We start from the raw sequence: 17,250 nt of genomic DNA, 5'->3' as shown, positions 1-17,250 counted from the left end.
ATTGTAACCGCTGGCGTAGAATGGCCGGCCAGTTTGAAGCATATGCTCCTGTGGGAGGCGCTTTAGCGGCGACGGTCGCGGCTACGACTGCATGGATGCAGGAGTTAGAGCGAAGCAGGATGCCAGAGCCGAAAGCCCCTCCCACAAGTAGCCCTTAAGCACCGAGTTTGAATCCGTAGCCCAATCCCGATGACGCAACCCCAGCAAGGCTTCGTGCTTAGCCGCCATTGGCGCGATACGCCGGAGGGCACCGAGGTGGCCTTCTGGCTGGCGACCGATGCCGGCCCGCGTCAGGTGCGCCTGCCGTGCCAGGACGTGGTGGCTTTTATCCCCGCCGAGCAGCGTGCCTGGGCCGAGCCGTTGTTGCGCAACGAGAAAGGCATCGAGCTGCGCGAGTTGGCCTTGCGCGACTTCAAGCGCCGCCCGGTGCTGGGCCTGTATTGCCGCCAGTACCGCCAGTTGTTGCAGCTGGAGAAGAAGCTGCGTCAGGTCGGCGTTGATGTGTACGAGGCCGATATTCGCCCGCCAGATCGCTACCTGATGGAGCGCTTTATCACTGCCAGCGTGCTGTTCGAGGGTATCGAGCAGGAAGACGGCAGCCTGCTGTGCAAGTCGCTCAAACCCGCGCCTGATTACCGCCCGGCGCTACGCCTGGTGTCGCTGGATATCGAAACCAGTGCCCGTGGCGAGCTGTATTCCATCGCCCTGGAAGGCTGCGGCCAGCGCCAGGTGTACATGCTCGGCCCGGCCAATGGCGACGCCAGCATCGTCGACTTCGACCTGGAGTACTGCGACAGCCGCCAGTTGCTGCTCGAACGGCTGAATGACTGGCTGCAGCGGCATGATCCCGACGCCATCATCGGCTGGAACCTGGTGCAATTCGACCTGCGTGTGCTGCGCGATCATGCCGAGCAGTTCAAGCAGCCGCTGCTGCTGGGGCGTGGCGGCGACGTGATGGGCTGGCGCCAGCACAACAGCAGCCAGCACTACTTCGCCGAGGCGGCCGGGCGGCTGATTATCGACGGCATCGAGGCGCTGCGCTCGGCCACCTGGAGTTTTTCCTCGTTCAGCCTGGAATCGGTGGCGCAGACGTTACTCGGCGAGGGCAAGGCGATCGACACGCCCTATGCGCGGATGGACGAGATCCAGCGCATGTTCGACGAGGACAAGCCGGCGCTGGCGCGCTACAACCTCAAGGACTGCGAGCTGGTCACGCGCATCTTCGCCCACACCGATCTGCTTGCCTTCCTGCTGGAGCGCTCCAGCGTCACTGGCCTAGCGGCTGATCGCAGCGGCGGCTCGGTGGCGGCTTTCACCCATTTGTACCTGCCGCCGATGCACCGCCTGGGTTATGTCGCGCCGAACCTCGGCGACATCCGTGGCGAGAACAGCCCCGGCGGCTTCGTCATGGATTCGCGCCCCGGTCTGTACGACTCGGTGCTGGTGCTGGACTACAAGAGCCTGTATCCGTCGATCATCCGCAGCTTTCTGATCGACCCGCTGGGGCTGGTCGAAGGCCTGCATCAGCCGGATGACGAACACTCGGTGGAAGGTTTTCGCGGCGCGCGTTTCTCGCGTACCCGGCATTGCTTGCCGGCCATCGTCGAGCGCGTCTGGCAGGGGCGCGAGGCGGCCAAGCGCGAGGGCAACGCGGCCTTGTCGCAGGCGCTGAAGATCATCATGAACGCCTTCTACGGCGTGCTCGGCTCCAGCGGCTGTCGCTTCTTCGATCCACGCCTGGCCTCGTCGATCACCCTGCGCGGGCACCAGATCATGAAGCGCACCCGCGAGCTGATCGAAGCCGAAGGCCATGCGGTGATCTACGGTGACACCGACTCCACCTTCGTCTGGCTCGGCCGCGCCCACGACGAGGACGAGGCAGCGCGTATCGGCCGCGCGCTGGTAGCGCGCGTGAACGCCTGGTGGCGCGAGCATCTGCAGAGTGAGTACGGCCTGGTCAGCGCTCTGGAGCTGCAGTTCGAGACCCATTACCGGCGCTTTCTCATGCCCACCATTCGTGGCACCGAGGAGGGCAGCAAGAAGCGCTATGCGGGCCTGGTGTGCGCCGCCGACGGCAGCGAGCGCATGGTGTTCAAGGGCCTGGAGACGGTGCGCACCGACTGGTCGCCGCTGGCCCAGCGCTTTCAGCAGGAGCTCTATCGCCTGGTGTTCGCCGGCCAGCCCTATGAGAACTATGTGCGCGATTACGTGAAACGCACCCTGGCCGGCGAACTGGACGAGTTGCTGGTGTATCGCAAGCGTTTGCGCCGACGCCTCGACGACTACCAGCGCAACGTGCCGCCGCACGTGCGCGCCGCGCGCCTGGCCGACGAGCATAACCAGCACCTTGGGCGGCCCTTGCAGTACCAGCGCGGCGGCTGGATCAGCTACCTGATCACCACCGGCGGGCCGCAACCGCTGGAGCGTCTGCTGTCACCAGTGGACTACGAGCACTACATCAGCCGCCAACTGAAACCGGTGGCTGATGCCATCCTGCCGTTCGTCGGCGGCGACTTCGAGCGGCTGGTGGACGGGCAGCTCGGGTTGTTCTGAAAAGCCCCGGCGGCTGCTCTGGCTGGGCACAACGGTGCGGGCCAGGCGAAATACTTTGCAAACTTCGTCCCATTGAGCGGCGTTCGCGGCCTGAGTATCGTTGCGCCCGTGATGCCGGGCCCCTCTGGCGGTTAACACCGCGATGTCGGAATCACAGTCTGTTCAATCTGACTGTAGGAGGGGCTCATGACTGCCCTAGAACCGTTCCTCTTCGCCGACTTCCTCGGCACGGCCACCTGGTTGTGGCTGGTCTTCATCGCTGTCGTCATCTCCCTGCTGGCCTTCGACCTTGGCGTGCTGCATCGCGATAACCGCGAAATCGGCGTGCGCGAGAGTCTGTTGCTATCCGCCGGCTACATCACCGCAGGCCTGCTGTTCGGTGTCTGGGTGTTCTTCCAGAAAGGCGGCGACGCCAGCATGGATTACGTCACCGGCTTTCTGATCGAGAAATCGCTGTCGATGGACAACGTGTTTCTCATGGCCATGATCTTCAGCTTCCTCGCCATCCCAAGGCAGTACCAGCACAAGGTGCTGTTCTGGGGAATCATGGGCGTGCTGGTGCTGCGGGCGATCATGATCGGCCTGGGCGCGGCGCTGATTCATGAGTTCAGCTGGATTCTCTATCTGTTCGGTGCCTTCCTGTTCTTCACGGGCGTGAAGATGCTGTTCTCCAAGCTCGACGATGCGCCGGATCTGCAGAACAACGTGTTGGTGAAGTTCCTGCGCAAGCACCTGCGCGTGACCGATGGCCTGCATGGCGAGCGTTTCTTCGTGCGTCAGGGCGACGGCAAGGGGCGCAGCGTGCTGTGGGTAACGCCGCTGTTCCTGGCGCTGATCCTGATCGAATGCGCCGACTTGATGTTCGCCATCGACAGCGTGCCGGCGATCTTCGCCATTACCCAGGATCCGTTCATCGTCTACACCTCGAATATCTTCGCCATCCTCGGCCTACGCGCCCTGTACTTCGCCCTGGCAGCGCTGATCCACCGCTTCGCCTACCTCAAGTACGCGCTGGCCCTGGTGCTGGTGTTCATCGGCGCGAAGATCTTCCTGGTCGGAATCATCGGCAAGATCCCGGCCGTGGTGTCGCTGAGCGTGACCCTGGGCCTGTTGATCGGCGGCGTGCTGTTGTCGCTGTACAAGACGCGTGGCCAGCCGCAACCGGACAAGCCGTGATGCCCCGTTCCCGACCTCGGCGATCAAGGCCGATGCGGGCAACCTGAAACTGGAGACATGCACATGAATCATTACTGGAAAAAGTCCCTGACCCCCGTTGCCCTGAGCGTGGCGCTGATCGCGCTGGCAGGCTGCGATGCGGCCGAGCAGTCCGCGCAGAAGCTTGCCGAGGAGGCGAAGAAAGAGGCGCAGGCTCTGATCAGTGGCTCGGTCGGCGAAGTGGTCGATGAGGTCAACCGCCAGGTGGACTCCCTGCAGGAGTCCACCAACCGTGCGCTGGGCAAGGACGACAAGGAGCAGGACGCCGAAGCGCCCAAGGTGGAGCCCGAGAAGCCGATGGAGCCGGGCGTCGAAACCTGAGCCTGGTCGGCGCGCGGGTTACCGCCTGGCGGTTGCTGCGCGCCGTGACTTTCGTCTCGGCGCACTTGGGTTTATCCTGCGCGCCTCTTTGGGGAGTAGCCTGCCGTCGCGCTAGCGTCGGCGCGTTGGCCAACATTCTCGGCAACCTGCCGTGGCCAACGCATCCGCTGGGATTGGTGAGACCAACGACAGTCCTGTGCCAGGTCGGGCGCGCAGTGGCTTGTCGTTGACTCAGGCCCGGCTGGAGTTTCCCTTGAACCCTCTCTCGCTACTGCTTCTGTCCTTCGCCATGTCGACGGATGCCTTCGCCGCTGCCATCGGCAAGGGCTCGAGTCTGCACAAACCGCGCTTTGCCGAAGCCCTGCGTGCCGGGGTGATCTTCGGCAGCATCGAGGCCATCACGCCGATCATCGGCTGGCTGATCGGTCAGGCCGCCAGTCGTTTCGTCCTCGAGTGGGATCACTGGATCGCCTTCGTGCTGCTGGTCGGGCTCGGCGTGCATATGATCCATGCCGCTCTCAGCGCCGATGACGATGCGCCTGAAGACAAGCCCTCGCGTCATTCCTTCTGGGTGCTGGCCGTCACGGCCGTAGCCACCAGCATCGATGCGCTGGCGGTCGGTGTGGGCCTGGCCTTCGTCGAGGTGAATATCCTGGTGGCTGCACTGTGTATCGGTTTGGCCACCACATTGATGGTGACTTTGGGTATGTTGTTGGGCCGTGTGCTGGGGCAACTGGTTGGCAAGCGCGCCGAGCTGCTGGGCGGTGTCGTGCTGATTCTGGTGGGCAGCAGCATTCTCTATGAACACTTTGCGAGTCTTTGACCATGTCGCCTCATGTGCGTGCACTCAAGGTCAGTCTGGGCCTGACGACCGGGCTCTGTGTGGCCGCCTTACTGTTCTTCGCCTGGCAATATTTCTATCCGGTGCAGGCGGCCGCTGGCTGGTCGTATCGCGTGGCCTATGATGGCGTGATGAAGCCCGCCGCCATGGCGCACGGCGCCGATGGCAGCCTTCTGCTCAGTCAGGAACTGTCCGACGGCGAGGGCAATATCCTGCAGCTCTATCCCGACGGTCGGCGCCAGGTGCTGGTGGCCGGGCTGTCCAAGCCTGACGGCTTGTTGAGTCTGCCCAACGGCCTGGTGTTCAGCCAGGAGGCGGCCGGCAAGACCGTCAGCCTGCTGCGTGACGGCCGGGTCGAGGTGTTGTTCCAGGGCGAGAACGTTCAGGGGCTGTGGGAGGACGGTGATTCCCTGTATGCCATCGAAGATCGCAAGGGCGATGGCCGTCTGTGGCGTTATCGCTGGGCCGATCAGCAACTGAGCGTGGTGCGCGAACACATGACCGAGAGCGAGTCGATTACCCGCTGCGGTGACGGGCGCGTGCTCTACACCGAGAAAGCCAACGGCGTCATCCGTGAGTTGACCGAGGACGACCGTGACCCGGTTGTGCTGGAAGGCCTCCATCACCCCACCTTCCTGCTCTGCGATGCTCGTGGTTTGTGGATCAGTGAGGACTCCAACCACCGCGCCCGCGTGCTGCTGATCGACGCGCAGGGCCAGCGGCACACCATGCTGTCGTACCTCAAGTCGCCGCAGTCGATTCTGCCGCTTGGCGCTGGCCGTTATCTGGTGGCGGAAGGTGGGCGTGGCCGGGTGCTGGAGTTGAGTCTGGACTAGCGCATCAGGCGCTGGCGGTCATCCCTGGCGGTTGCCGGTGTGCGCTTATCAGGCCGCCATGAAAAAGGCGAAGCCACTGGCTTCGCCTTTTTTATCCGCTGGCCTTAGTGCTTGCGTGGCACGGGCTTGAGCAGTTCGTCCGGCGGCATCTCGCACTGGATCTTGCGGCCGATCAGCGCTTCGATCGGTGGCAGGGCGAAGGCGTCGTCCTCACCGGCGAAGCTGATCGAGGTGCCGCTGGTGCCGGCGCGGCCGGTACGGCCGATGCGGTGCACATAGTCGTCCGGATCTTCCGGCAGGGTGAAGTTGATCACGTGGCTGATGGCATCGACGTGGATGCCGCGACCGGCCACGTCAGTGGCGACCATGACGCGGATCTTGCCTTCGCGGAAGCCTTCCAGGGCACGGATGCGCTTGTGCTGGGGAATGTCGCCGGACATCTGCACGGCGCTGATGCCGTCGCGGGTCAGGCGCTCTTCGATGCGCCGCACTTCGTCCTTGCGGTTGGCGAAGACCATGACTCGCGTCCAGTCGTTCTGGCTGATCAGGTTGTACAGCAGTTTGTATTTGTCGGCCGAGGCCACGGCGTAGACGTGCTGCTCGACGGTGTCGCTGGCGACGTTCTCCGGCTCGATCTCGACGATGGCAGGGTTGACCGTCCACTGCTTGGCCAGGTTCATCACATCGTCGGTGAAGGTGGCTGAGAACAGCAGGGTCTGGCGGTCGCCCTTCATCGGCGTCTGGCGGATGATCTGGCGTACCTGCGGGATGAAGCCCATGTCGAGCATGCGGTCGGCTTCGTCGAGCACCATCACTTCGACCATGTCCAGGTGCACTTCGCCGCGCTGGTTGAAGTCCAGCAGGCGGCCAGGCGTGGCCACGAGGATGTCGCAGAAGCGCGATTCCAGCTGCTTGAGCTGCTTGTCAAAGTCCATGCCGCCGACGAAGCTCATGACGTTGAGCTTGGTGTACTTGGTCAGCTCGGCGGCATCCTTGGCGATCTGCACTACCAGTTCGCGGGTCGGCGCGATGATCAGCGCACGCGGTTCGCCCATGTAGCGCTCTTTCGGCGCCGGGGTCTGCAGCAACTGGGTGATGATCGAAATGAGGAAGGCCGCGGTCTTGCCGGTACCGGTCTGGGCGCGACCGATTGCGTCCTGGCCCTTGAGGGTGTAGCCCAGTACGCCCGCCTGGATCGGCGTGCAGTAGGGGAAGCCAAGATCGTGGATGGCATGCATCAGCTCGGGCGCGAGCTTGAAGTCGTGAAAGCGCGTCTTGCCTTCGGCTGGCTCGACCGCGAAGTCTTCCAGCTTCCAGGTATCGACGGGTTTGGCCGGGCGCTCACGGCGCGGTTTGTCGGCCTTCGGCGGACGGGGCTGCTGGGGGGCGGGAGCGTCGCCAGCGGTAGGGGCCGGTTTGTTCTGACGGGGAGGCTTTTCGCCTGCGCCACTGCTCTGGGCAGGCGCTGCTACGGGGGACGGCGCTGGTTGTGGCTGCTCGTCTTCGGCTTTGCCGAACATTTTCTTGAGTGCTTTGAGCACGGGCTTCTCATCGACTGGTTAAGGAGTGAACGCCCGCCAGTGTAATGCAAGACGCGGGCGTGGCGAAGTGCTTCGCAGGCGCCTGTCAAGCGTAGTGTGCGGTCAGTGCCTCATTTTTCCGGCAGGCTGGCCAGCAGCAGGCGCTGCACGTTGCCGCCCATGATCGCGGCGATGGCGCTGTCGTCGAAGCCGGCTTGCTGCAGCCCCTCGGTGATCTGCGCCAGGCCGGTGACATCGAACGGCGTGTGCACGGTGCCATTGAAGTCCGAGCCCAGGGCGACATGTTCAACGCCGATCTTGTCCACCGTGTAGCGGATGGCCTTGACGATGGCGGCGACCGAGGTGTCGCACACGGCGGTGCTCCAGTAGCCGATGCCGACCACTCCGCCGGTGGCGGCGATGGCCTGCAGGTTCCGGTCGCTGAGGTTACGTGTGCCGGCGCAGGTACCCTCTACCCCGGTGTGCGAGACCAGCACAGGGCGCGTGGCCATGGCTAGTACGTCATCGATCAGCGGGCGTGAGGCGTGGGCCAGGTCGACCAGCATGGATTTTTCTTCCAGGCGCGCGATCACCTGGCGCCCCAGCGGGGTCAGCCCGCCTTTCTCCAGGCCGTGGGCGGAGCCGCCGACCTCGTTGTCGAAGAAGTGGGTCAGGCCGGCGATGCGAAAGCCGGCGTCATACAGCACATCGATGTTCTCCAGCTTGCCTTCGATGGGATGCAGGCCTTCGGTGGCGAGTAGGGCCGCGACACGGTTGGGATCCTGCTGCCAGGCGGTGATGAAGGTGCTCAGGTCAGCGCGGGTGCGGATCAGCACCAGGCGGCCGTCGCTGCCAGCAGACGCGTCCTTGAGCTTCTGCGCCTGGTACAGCGCGCGTTGCAGCAGGCTGCTCCAGGTTTCCCGTGGCCAGCGCTGGGCCATCGCCAACAGGGTGATGTTGTCGCTGTCGGCAGCGTTGCTCTCCATGTTCAGGCCGCGTGGTGTCTTGGTCACGGTGGAGAACACCTGCAGGCCGAGGCGGCCTTCGAGCATGCGTGGCAGGTCGGAGTGGCCATAGTCGTAGCGTTTGAGCAGATCGCGCTCCCAGAGCAGGGCGTCGTCATGCAGGTCGGCGACGAACAGGCCCTGGTGCAGCTTCCGTGCACTGTCGCTGGCGGCATAGGGCGGCGGGCTGGCGACGCTGTTCATCCGCGCGTCGAGCACCTCTGGCAGGCCGAAGAACGCCAGGGCGGAGAGGGGAGCGAGCAGGAGTACGGCAATCAGCAGTTTGCGCATGTGAGCCATCCAGGCGTGTTGTCATGCCTGGCACTCTAGCAGTCTCTGGTGACGCTGGCGCTCAGCCGCAGAGGCAGTTGCGCCCCTGCTGCTTGGCCTGGTACAGCGCAGCATCGGCGCGGGCGATCAGGCCCTGCAGGCTGTCCGCCGTCTGCATCTCGGCCAGGCCGAGGGAAATGGTCACGCCCGGCAAGACACCGACCGGCGAATAGAAGGAGGTGATCTGTTCCAGGCTTTTGCGCAGGCGTTCGCCGATGGCGCGAGCATCGCTGGCTGCCAGTTCCGGCAGGAGGATGACGAACTCCTCGCCGCCGAAACGCACCAGGCTGTCTTTGGGCCGCAACTGGTTGCGCAGGGTATGGGCGACCAGGCACAGGGCATAGTCGCCGGGTAGATGGCCATGCCGGTCGTTGTAGGCTTTGAAGTGATCGACATCCAGCATCAGCAGCGACAGTGGCTGCTCATTCAGTGCGCAACGGGTGCTCTCGCGTTCGAATACATGCTCCAGCCAGCGCCGGTTGAAGCAGTTGGTCAGGGTGTCGACATTGGCGTTCTGTTCGCTGTCGAGAATCTGCCGGTTGCCCTTGCGCACGCGGTCGCAGAGCAGCTCCAGCAGGTTCTGCATCATTTGCGGGGATTGGCGGAACAGCTCGAGCAGTGATTCGCGGTGCAGGCGCAGCACCGTCGAGGGTTGCTCGGCGACGACGTAGGCCGAGGGATGTTCATTGTCGATGAAGCTGATTTCGCCGGCACAGTCGCCGACTTCCAGCGTGCTGACCGCCTGGTTGTCCAGCGAGCCCAGGTACACGCGCAGGCGCCCGCGGATCACTAGATAAAGGTGCTGGTTGCGGTTGAAGGGTGACAGCAATACCTCGCTGGCCTCCAGGTCGTAGGCGCGAAACTCCTTGAGCAACTGATCCAGGTTGTCCAGGGCAACCTGGTTGAACAACCGCAGTTGCTTGATCTGATGCAGGTCGGCCTGCCAGTGCGCCAGCTTCATCGACTCGTCTTGGGATCTGACGGGAGTGCCGCAGCCCGACGGCTGGGTAACGCTCCCTGTTCTCGTTTACATGTCGCCCCCGACAGTATTCCCGGCCTCGAGTCCTGACAATGCTCACCGGACGGCGGGCCGACCAGTGGTTGTACGTTGTTTTCAAGCTGTTAACTGGCGCGCGTCCCTGCGCCTTGCCGGCTCACTCAGGCAGGTGAATCCGGTGGCCGACGGCAAACCCCGAGAGGCGTTGGGCGATGGCTTCGCTCAGCGCGTCATCGCGGCGTGGCAGATGCACATGGGCCAGTTGCCCGGCCTTGTCGTCGCTCTGCACCTCGACCTGGATCGCGCTATCGAGCTCATGCAGTGCCGCCCGGTAGACGCGGCTGATCGCATCGAAACGCAGTGCCGGCTTGAAGGTCTTGCCCACGGCGGTCAGCGGAATGGCGTCGATGATCCAGGCATCCTTGGGCACCGCGGCGCGTTCGGGAATGTGTGCGGCGGCATGCTCCAGCAGCTCGGCCTCGTTGGCCTGCATCCCCGGCTTGAGTTGCACGTAGACCACCGGCAGCTCGCCGGCCTTCTCGTCGGGCTTGCCCACGGCAGCGGCCATGGCCACGGCCGGGTGCTTGTGCAGTGCTTCCTCGATCATCTGCGGGTCGATGTTGTGGCCGCCGCGGATGATCAGATCCTTGCTGCGCCCGGTCAGCCAGATATAGCCGTCGGCATCGACGCGGCCGAGGTCGCCGGTGTTGAACCAGTCGCCATCGACCCAGATGCCGGCATTCTTGCTGGCCTGCAGGTAGCCCTTGAACACCGTGGCGCCACGGATGCACAGGTTACCGATTTCGTTAGGCGCCGCATCGCGCAGGTACTGCCCCTGCTCGTCGACGATCTTGATGCTGACCTCGCAATAGGGCATCGGTAGGCCGATGGAGCCCGGACGACGCTCGCCGGCTGGTGGATTGGCGCAACTGCCGCAGGTGCCTTCGGTCAGGCCGTAGCCTTCGATCAGGGTCAGGCCGGTCTTGGCCTCGAATTGGCGGATCAGCTCAACCGGCATCGGCGCGGCGCCGCATAAGGCATATTTCAGCGAGGACAGGTCGTAGCCTTCGCTGGGTACCTGCAGCAGGCCGGCATAGATGGTCGGTACGCCACTGAAGAAACTGACCTTGTGGCGTGCTATCACCTTCCAGAAGTTGCCGATCAGGGTGGTGTTGCGATAGCCCTGCGGGGTAGCCAGCAGCACTTCGGCGCCGCCGATGAAGGCCGCCAGGCCGGTGACGATCACTCCGTTGACGTGAAACAGTGGCAGGCCGCAGAGCGTTACATCGCCGACGCCGAAGCGGGTGACCAGGTTCATGCTGTAGGCCATCGCCACTTCGTTGCCGTGGCTGTGCGGGGCCAGTTTCGGGGTGCCGGTGGTGCCGCCGGTGTGAAAGTAGCTGGCGATGTCATCGGTGCTGATGACGCGGCCACTTTCCAGATGATCCGCCGGGCAGGCGGCGATGGTCTCGTCGAAATCCAGCACGCCTTCGGGCAATGGGCCGCGCTGGGCCTTGATCGCGCTGCGCTGGGGCTCGGGCAGGAGGTTGGCCATGTCCACGCAGAGGATTGCCTTGAGCTCCGGCAGGTGATCGCGCAGCGAGTTGACCTTGTCCCACAGATCGGTGCCGGGGAAGGGCGCCAGGGTCACCAGCAACTCGGAGTCCGAGGCGTGGATCAGTTCGGCGATGTGCTCGGGCTCAAGCAACGGATTGATCGCGTTGACGATGCCGGCCGCCTCGCCGCCCCAGATGGTGTAGTGGGTTTGCGGCAGGTTGGGCAGCAGGAAGGAGACCGCCTTGCCCGGGCGCAGGCCCAGGCGGTGAAAGGCGTTGGCGGTCTGGGTGATCTTGCCGAGCAGTTCGGCATAGTTCAGGCGCAGCGGACTCTCTTCACCATTGCCCTGAAGAAGGAAGGACAGCGCCTGGGCATCGGGGTGGGCGTACGCCGTGCGCCGGATCAGCTCATAGGTGCTCGTTGGCAGGTTGCGTTCAGCGAGCGGCGTACGCTCGATCGCTTGGATATCCTGCAGGGTGCGGATCAGGGGCGCTGTGCTCATCTCTCGTAGAAATCTCCATGCGTTCAGCGGGCCAGCCGCTCGCTCAGCCAGTCGGCGATGTCGCGAATCTCTTCCGGGATGACCTCGTGAGCCATCGGGTAGTCGCGCCACTGTGCCTGTACGGATCGAGCGTGCAGGTGGTCGAATGCCGCGCGCCCCATGTCGGGGATCACGACGTCGTCGAATCTGCCATGCAAGCACAGCACCGGCAGTTGTCTTTTTGTATCCGACAGCAGCATGTCGTCACTGAAGGTCGGGGCGTAGGTGGACAACGCCAGCACGCCACCCAGTGCCTCGTCATGGCGCAGGAAGGCGGTGTGCAGCACCACGGCTCCACCCTGCGAAAAACCGGCCAGGATGATGCGGTCGGCGGCGATCCCGCTTGCACGTTCGGCCGCTATCAGTGCCAGCACCTGGTCGGCAGACTCGTCTAGCTGCGCCTGGTCGATGGCGCGTGCCGGGCTCATGGCGAGAATGTCGTACCAGCTCGGCATGCTCCAGCCACCGTTGATGGTCACAGGGCGCGTGGGGGCTTGCGGCAGGATGAAGCGGGTGCTGGGCAGGCGTTCCTGCAGCATTTCGGCGACCGGCAGGAAGTCATAGCGGTCGGCGCCCAGGCCGTGTAGCCAGATCACGCTGGCATCGGCACTTTGCGAGGGTTGCACAATCATGGGTGTGGTCATTGGTAGCTCCAGTGTGGTGCGGCTGCTTTATTTTGGTGCGACTGCTTTTTTGCGCTTGGCTAATCTGTGAATAAGTTGTCGCACAGGTGAAAGTTTTGCTCTTGAACCCTGCCGAACCGGCATTTTGCCAGTGGCTGGTACGGCGCTTGCTACAGCTAAACCGAACTGACGACGCGATGCGGTAACGGTAACACTGTGCCATTACCTATCGTGCAACAGGCAGGGGCCTGCTACCTGGGGGCCTTGAGCAACGTGAAGGGCTAGCGCCCCACACGGAAGTTAAAAAGTACGTCTTGGGCCCATTAACCGATGGGCCGGATGGAGACAGTCGGTCAGCAGAGGGCATCACCGACTATGCTCCAACCGTGGTTCGGGCTTCTCGTCGATCACGCTGTCGCCAGCGTATCGCATGCCTCACAAGGGCGGAGAAACCGGACGGAGACGCCAACACAACAAGAGCACTGGAGGTTTTGATGAAGATGGTGAAATCCACCCTGGCCGCCGTGACCACCGCAGTCGTACTCGGTGTCAGCGGTTTTGCCCATGCAGGCGCCACCCTGGACGCCGTCCAGAAGAAAGGCTTCGTGCAGTGCGGTGTGAGTGACGGTCTGCCGGGTTTCTCGGTGCCGGACGAAAAAGGTAACTATCAAGGCATCGACGTCGACGTCTGCCGCGCAGTGGCTGCTGCCGTGTTCGGCGATGCGAGCAAGGTCAAGTACAGCCCGCTGACGGCCAAGGAGCGCTTCACGGCGATCCAGTCCGGCGAAGTCGACATGCTGTCGCGTAACACCACCTGGACCAGCTCCCGCGATGGCGGCATGGGCCTGGTGTTCACCGGCGTGACCTACTACGACGGCATCGGCTTCCTGGTGAACAAGAAGCTGGGCGTTGCCAGTGCCAAGGAACTCGATGGCGCCACCATCTGCATCCAGGCAGGCACCACCACCGAGCTGAACGTCTCCGACTACTTCCGCGCCAATGGCCTGAAGTACACCCCCATCACCTTCGACACCTCCGACGAAAGCGCCAAGTCGCTGGAAGCCGGTCGTTGCGACGTGCTGACCTCCGACCAGTCGCAGCTGTATGCCCAGCGCATCAAGCTGGCCTCGCCGGATCAGTGGGTCGTTCTGCCGGAAGTGATCTCCAAGGAGCCTCTGGGCCCGGTGGTTCGCCGTGGTGATGAAGAGTGGTTCACCATCGTCAAGTGGACGCTGTTCGGCATGCTCAACGCCGAAGAACTGGGTGTGACCTCGAAGAACGTCGAGGCCATGGCCAAGGAAACCAAGAACCCGGACATCGCCCGTATGCTGGGTGCTGACGGCGAGTACGGCAAAGACCTCAAGCTGCCGAAAGACTGGCTGGTACAGGTGGTCAAGCAGGTTGGTAACTACGGTGAGGTCTTCGACCGCAACGTCGGTGCCGGTAGCGAGCTGAAGATCGAGCGCGGCCTCAATGCGCTGTGGAACAAAGGTGGTCTGCATTACGCACCGCCCGTGCGCTGATTGACCGACTTGTCGCCCGGCAGCCTCTGCCGGGCGATTTCGTTCCGATATACCTGGGGCATTATTCCCATGCAGAAAAAGATTGGCGCACCGCAGGGGTTTTCCCTTAGCGATCCACGTGTGCGTGCTTGGCTATTCCAGATCATCACCGTCGTGGCCGTCGTGTCTCTGGGCTGGTTCCTGTTCTACAACACGCAGACCAACCTGCAGCATCGCGGTATCACGTCCGGTTTCGACTTTCTCGAGCGCAGTGCCGGCTTCGGCATCGCTCAGCACCTGATCAGTTATACGGAGGCAGACAGCTACGCGCGCGTCTTCGTCATCGGGTTGCTCAACACGCTTTTGGTCTCCTTCATCGGCATCATTCTGGCGACCATTCTGGGTTTTCTCATCGGCATCGCGCGGCTGTCGCCGAACTGGATGCTGAGCAAGCTGGCCACCGTCTATATCGAGGTGTTCCGCAATATCCCGCCGCTGCTGCAAATTCTTTTCTGGTATTTCGCCGTGCTGCTGCCTTTGCCTGGGCCGCGCAGCAGTATCAGCCTCAATGACACCTTCTTTCTCAGCAACCGTGGCCTGAACATGCCGGCAGCCAATGTTGCCGAGGGGTTCTGGCCGTTCGTGATCGGCCTGGTTCTCACCCTTGTGGCCATCGTCCTGATGGTGCGCTGGGCCAACCGCCGCTTCGAGAGCACCGGCGTGCCCTTCCACAAGTTCTGGGTCGGCCTGGCCATGATCCTGGTCATTCCTAGCCTGATCGCGCTGGCGTTCGGCAGCCCGGTGCACTGGACGCTCCCCGAGCTCAGGGGCTTCAACTATGTGGGTGGCTGGGTACTGATCCCCGAATTGCTGGCGCTGACCATCGCCCTGACGGTTTACACCGCAGCCTTCATCGCCGAGAACGTGCGTTCCGGGATCAAGGCCGTCAGCCATGGCCAGACCGAGGCGGCGCGTTCTCTGGGGCTCAGCACCAGCGTCACGTTGCGCAAGGTGATCATCCCGCAGTCGATGCGCGTGATCATTCCGCCGCTGACCAGCCAGTACCTGAACCTGGCGAAGAACTCGTCGCTGGCGGCCGGTATCGGCTATCCGGACATGGTGTCGCTGTTCGCCGGTACGGTGCTGAACCAGACCGGACAGGCCATCGAGGTCATCGCCATTACCATGAGCGTCTATCTGGCCATCAGCATCAGCATTTCCCTGCTGATGAACTGGTACAACAAGCGCATTGCGCTGATCGAGCGGTGAGGGCCTGCGCATGAGCACTACACATACTTTCAAACCGGATCTGCCACCACCGAGCACCAGCGTCGGCCCCGTCGCCTGGATGCGCGACAACCTGTTCTCCAACTGGTGGAACGCCCTGCTGACGCTCTTCGCGCTCTACCTGATCTGGCTGACCATTCCGCCGGTTCTGCAGTGGGCGTTCATCGATGCCAACTGGGTCGGTACGACTCGCGCCGACTGCACGAAAGAAGGCGCCTGCTGGGTGTTCATCCAGACCCGTTTCAGCCAGTTCATGTACGGGTTCTACCCGAGCGAGCTGCGCTGGCGGGTCGATCTGGCCGGATTCCTGGCCATCATCGGTGCCGCGCCGCTGTTCATCAGCCGCTTCCCGCGCAAGGCGCACTACGGTATCGCCTTCTTGCTGATCTACCCGGTCGTGGCCTTCTGGCTGCTGCATGGCGGCTTCCTCGGCCTGCAGAACGTGGCGACCAGCCGTTGGGGCGGTCTGATGCTGACCCTGGTGATCGCCGCTGTCGGCATCGCCGGTGCGCTGCCGCTGGGTATCCTGCTGGCACTGGGCCGGCGCTCCAACATGCCGGCAGTGAAGGTGGTCTGCGTGACCTTCATCGAATTCTGGCGTGGTGTGCCGCTGATCACCGTGCTGTTCATGTCCTCGGTGATGCTGCCGTTGTTCCTGCCCGAAGGCATGAGCTTCGACAAGCTGATGCGCGCGCTGATCGGGGTGATTCTGTTCCAGTCGGCCTACATTGCAGAGGTGGTACGCGGTGGTCTGCAGGCGATTCCCAAGGGCCAATACGAAGCGGCCGGCGCGATGGGCCTGGGTTACTGGCGCATGATGGGCCTGGTGATCCTGCCGCAGGCGCTTAAGCTGGTGATCCCGGGCATCGTCAACACCTTCATCGCCCTGTTCAAAGACACCAGCCTGGTGATCATCATCGGCCTGTTCGACCTGCTCAACAGCGTCAAGCAGGCGGCTGCAGATCCGGCGTGGCTGGGCATGGCAACCGAGGGCTATGTGTTCGCTGCCCTGATTTTCTGGATTTTCTGTTTCGGCATGTCCCGCTACTCCATGAGCCTGGAGCGCAAGCTGGATACCGGTCACAAGCGTTGAGGACCCCTACATGAAAGAAGCAATCAAAGCCTCCGGCGCGGGTGAAGGCATCATCCAGCTTACCGGTGTGAACAAGTGGTACGGTCAGTTCCACGTACTCAAGGACATCAACCTGAACGTCACCCAGGGCGAGCGCATCGTGCTCTGCGGGCCTTCGGGCTCGGGCAAGTCGACTACCATCCGCTGCATCAACCGCCTGGAAGAGCACCAGGAAGGGCGTATCGTGGTCGATGGCACCGAGCTGACCCGCGACCTGAAGAACATCGAAACCGTGCGCCGCGAAGTGGGCATGGTGTTCCAGCACTTCAACCTGTTCCCGCACCTGACCGTGCTGCAGAACTGCATCCTCGCCCCGATGTGGGTGCGCAAGATGCCCAAGCGTCAGGCCGAAGAAATCGCCATGCATTACCTGGAGCGTGTGCGCATCCCCGAGCAGGCGCACAAGTACCCGGGGCAGCTCTCCGGTGGTCAGCAGCAGCGTGTGGCGATTGCCCGCGCGCTGTGCATGAAACCGAAGATCATGCTGTTCGACGAACCGACCTCGGCGCTCGACCCGGAGATGGTGAAAGAGGTGCTCGATACCATGATCGGCCTGGCCGAAGACGGCATGACCATGCTCTGCGTGACCCACGAGATGGGCTTCGCCCGCACCGTGGCCAACCGGGTGATCTTCATGGACAAGGGCGAGATCGTTGAGCAGGCCGAGCCTGACACCTTCTTCACCAACCCGCAGAACGAGCGCACCAAGCTGTTCCTCAGTCAGATCATTCATTGATTCTGTCTGTCGTGAAAAGGGGAGCCTGCGGGCTCCTTTTTTCATCTTGCTGGGAACGGCTTGATGAGACTGGACTGGCAAGTTTGTTTGATTTTGTCGTCTTGCGCTGGTGTTCTGGACGCAGCTTGGGGTGTTTTCAGATATTCCGGGTTTCGCCCCCTCGGGCGACTCACTTTTCTTTGAACTCGGATTGCCGCCCAGCGCAAAGAAAAGTAAGCAAAAGAAAGCGCACCCCATCATCCGGCCCCGGCTTCG

14 protein-coding genes are annotated in these 17,250 nt (G+C 63.0%); 9 read left to right on the top strand and 5 right to left on the bottom strand.

The features are described 5' to 3' along the window. The first annotated feature begins 189 nt into the window (after positions 1-189). From ACODS1_RS21720 to ACODS1_RS21700, 5 genes are all read left to right on the top strand, one after another. Positions 190-2,553: a DNA polymerase II gene (locus tag ACODS1_RS21720; RefSeq protein ID WP_489087284.1), complete on the top strand. Its 2,364-nt coding sequence runs from the start codon at positions 190-192 to the stop codon at positions 2,551-2,553. 186 nt (positions 2,554-2,739) lie between these two features. Continuing rightward, complete coding sequence (locus tag ACODS1_RS21715) at positions 2,740-3,729, top strand: TerC family protein (RefSeq protein ID WP_489087283.1); 990 nt, start codon at positions 2,740-2,742, stop codon at positions 3,727-3,729. 63 nt (positions 3,730-3,792) lie between these two features. Further along, positions 3,793-4,089 carry a hypothetical protein gene (locus tag ACODS1_RS21710; protein WP_489087282.1) on the top strand — a complete coding sequence of 99 codons (297 nt, stop codon included), beginning with the start codon at positions 3,793-3,795 and terminating at the stop codon, positions 4,087-4,089. A gap of 253 nt (positions 4,090-4,342) precedes the next feature. After that, the gene (gene mntP / locus ACODS1_RS21705) at positions 4,343-4,912 is read left to right on the top strand and encodes a manganese efflux pump MntP (protein WP_489087281.1); all 570 of its coding nucleotides are present in this window, start codon (positions 4,343-4,345) and stop codon (positions 4,910-4,912) included. Positions 4,913-4,914: 2 nt separating this feature from the next. Then, positions 4,915-5,766, top strand: coding sequence for an SMP-30/gluconolactonase/LRE family protein (locus tag ACODS1_RS21700; RefSeq protein WP_489087280.1), 852 nt, complete (start codon positions 4,915-4,917; stop codon positions 5,764-5,766). Positions 5,767-5,870: 104 nt separating this feature from the next. Here ACODS1_RS21700 and rhlB read toward each other — a convergent pair whose 3' ends face one another. From rhlB to ACODS1_RS21675, 5 genes are all read right to left on the bottom strand, one after another. Beyond that, positions 5,871-7,307 (bottom strand): ATP-dependent RNA helicase RhlB, encoded by a 1,437-nt coding sequence (gene rhlB, locus ACODS1_RS21695; RefSeq protein ID WP_322982032.1) that lies wholly within the window; start codon positions 7,305-7,307, stop codon positions 5,871-5,873. Between the two features lie 110 nt (positions 7,308-7,417). Next, positions 7,418-8,581: a dipeptidase gene (locus tag ACODS1_RS21690; RefSeq protein WP_489087279.1), complete on the bottom strand. Its 1,164-nt coding sequence runs from the start codon at positions 8,579-8,581 to the stop codon at positions 7,418-7,420. Positions 8,582-8,642: 61 nt separating this feature from the next. After that, positions 8,643-9,581, bottom strand: a complete 939-nt coding sequence (locus ACODS1_RS21685) for a GGDEF domain-containing protein (protein ID WP_322982034.1) — start codon at positions 9,579-9,581, stop codon at positions 8,643-8,645. Between the two features lie 193 nt (positions 9,582-9,774). Further along, complete coding sequence (locus tag ACODS1_RS21680) at positions 9,775-11,676, bottom strand: acyl-CoA synthetase (RefSeq protein WP_489087278.1); 1,902 nt, start codon at positions 11,674-11,676, stop codon at positions 9,775-9,777. 23 nt (positions 11,677-11,699) lie between these two features. Beyond that, the gene (locus ACODS1_RS21675; RefSeq protein ID WP_489087277.1) at positions 11,700-12,359 is read right to left on the bottom strand and encodes an alpha/beta hydrolase; all 660 of its coding nucleotides are present in this window, start codon (positions 12,357-12,359) and stop codon (positions 11,700-11,702) included. A gap of 473 nt (positions 12,360-12,832) precedes the next feature. Here ACODS1_RS21675 and ACODS1_RS21670 point away from each other — a divergent pair, with 473 nt between their 5' ends. The 4 genes from ACODS1_RS21670 (at position 12,833) to ACODS1_RS21655 (ending at position 16,995) form a co-directional block, all read left to right on the top strand. Then, positions 12,833-13,861 carry an amino acid ABC transporter substrate-binding protein gene (locus ACODS1_RS21670; protein ID WP_322982037.1) on the top strand — a complete coding sequence of 343 codons (1,029 nt, stop codon included), beginning with the start codon at positions 12,833-12,835 and terminating at the stop codon, positions 13,859-13,861. Positions 13,862-13,930: 69 nt separating this feature from the next. Then, a complete protein-coding gene (locus ACODS1_RS21665; RefSeq protein ID WP_489087276.1) occupies positions 13,931-15,109 on the top strand; it encodes an amino acid ABC transporter permease in 1,179 nt (392 codons plus the stop codon). A gap of 10 nt (positions 15,110-15,119) precedes the next feature. After that, positions 15,120-16,220, top strand: a complete 1,101-nt coding sequence (locus ACODS1_RS21660; RefSeq protein WP_322982039.1) for an amino acid ABC transporter permease — start codon at positions 15,120-15,122, stop codon at positions 16,218-16,220. A 10-nt stretch (positions 16,221-16,230) separates the two neighbouring features. Continuing rightward, entirely contained in the window at positions 16,231-16,995 is a 765-nt protein-coding gene (locus ACODS1_RS21655) for an amino acid ABC transporter ATP-binding protein (protein WP_322982040.1), read from the top strand. The last annotated feature ends 255 nt before the right edge of the window (positions 16,996-17,250 follow it).

This window comes from Pseudomonas sp. FG29 (assembly GCF_057809355.1).
The sequence above is the reverse complement of the archived record's forward strand: the minus strand, read 5'-3'. Positions and strand labels throughout refer to the sequence as shown.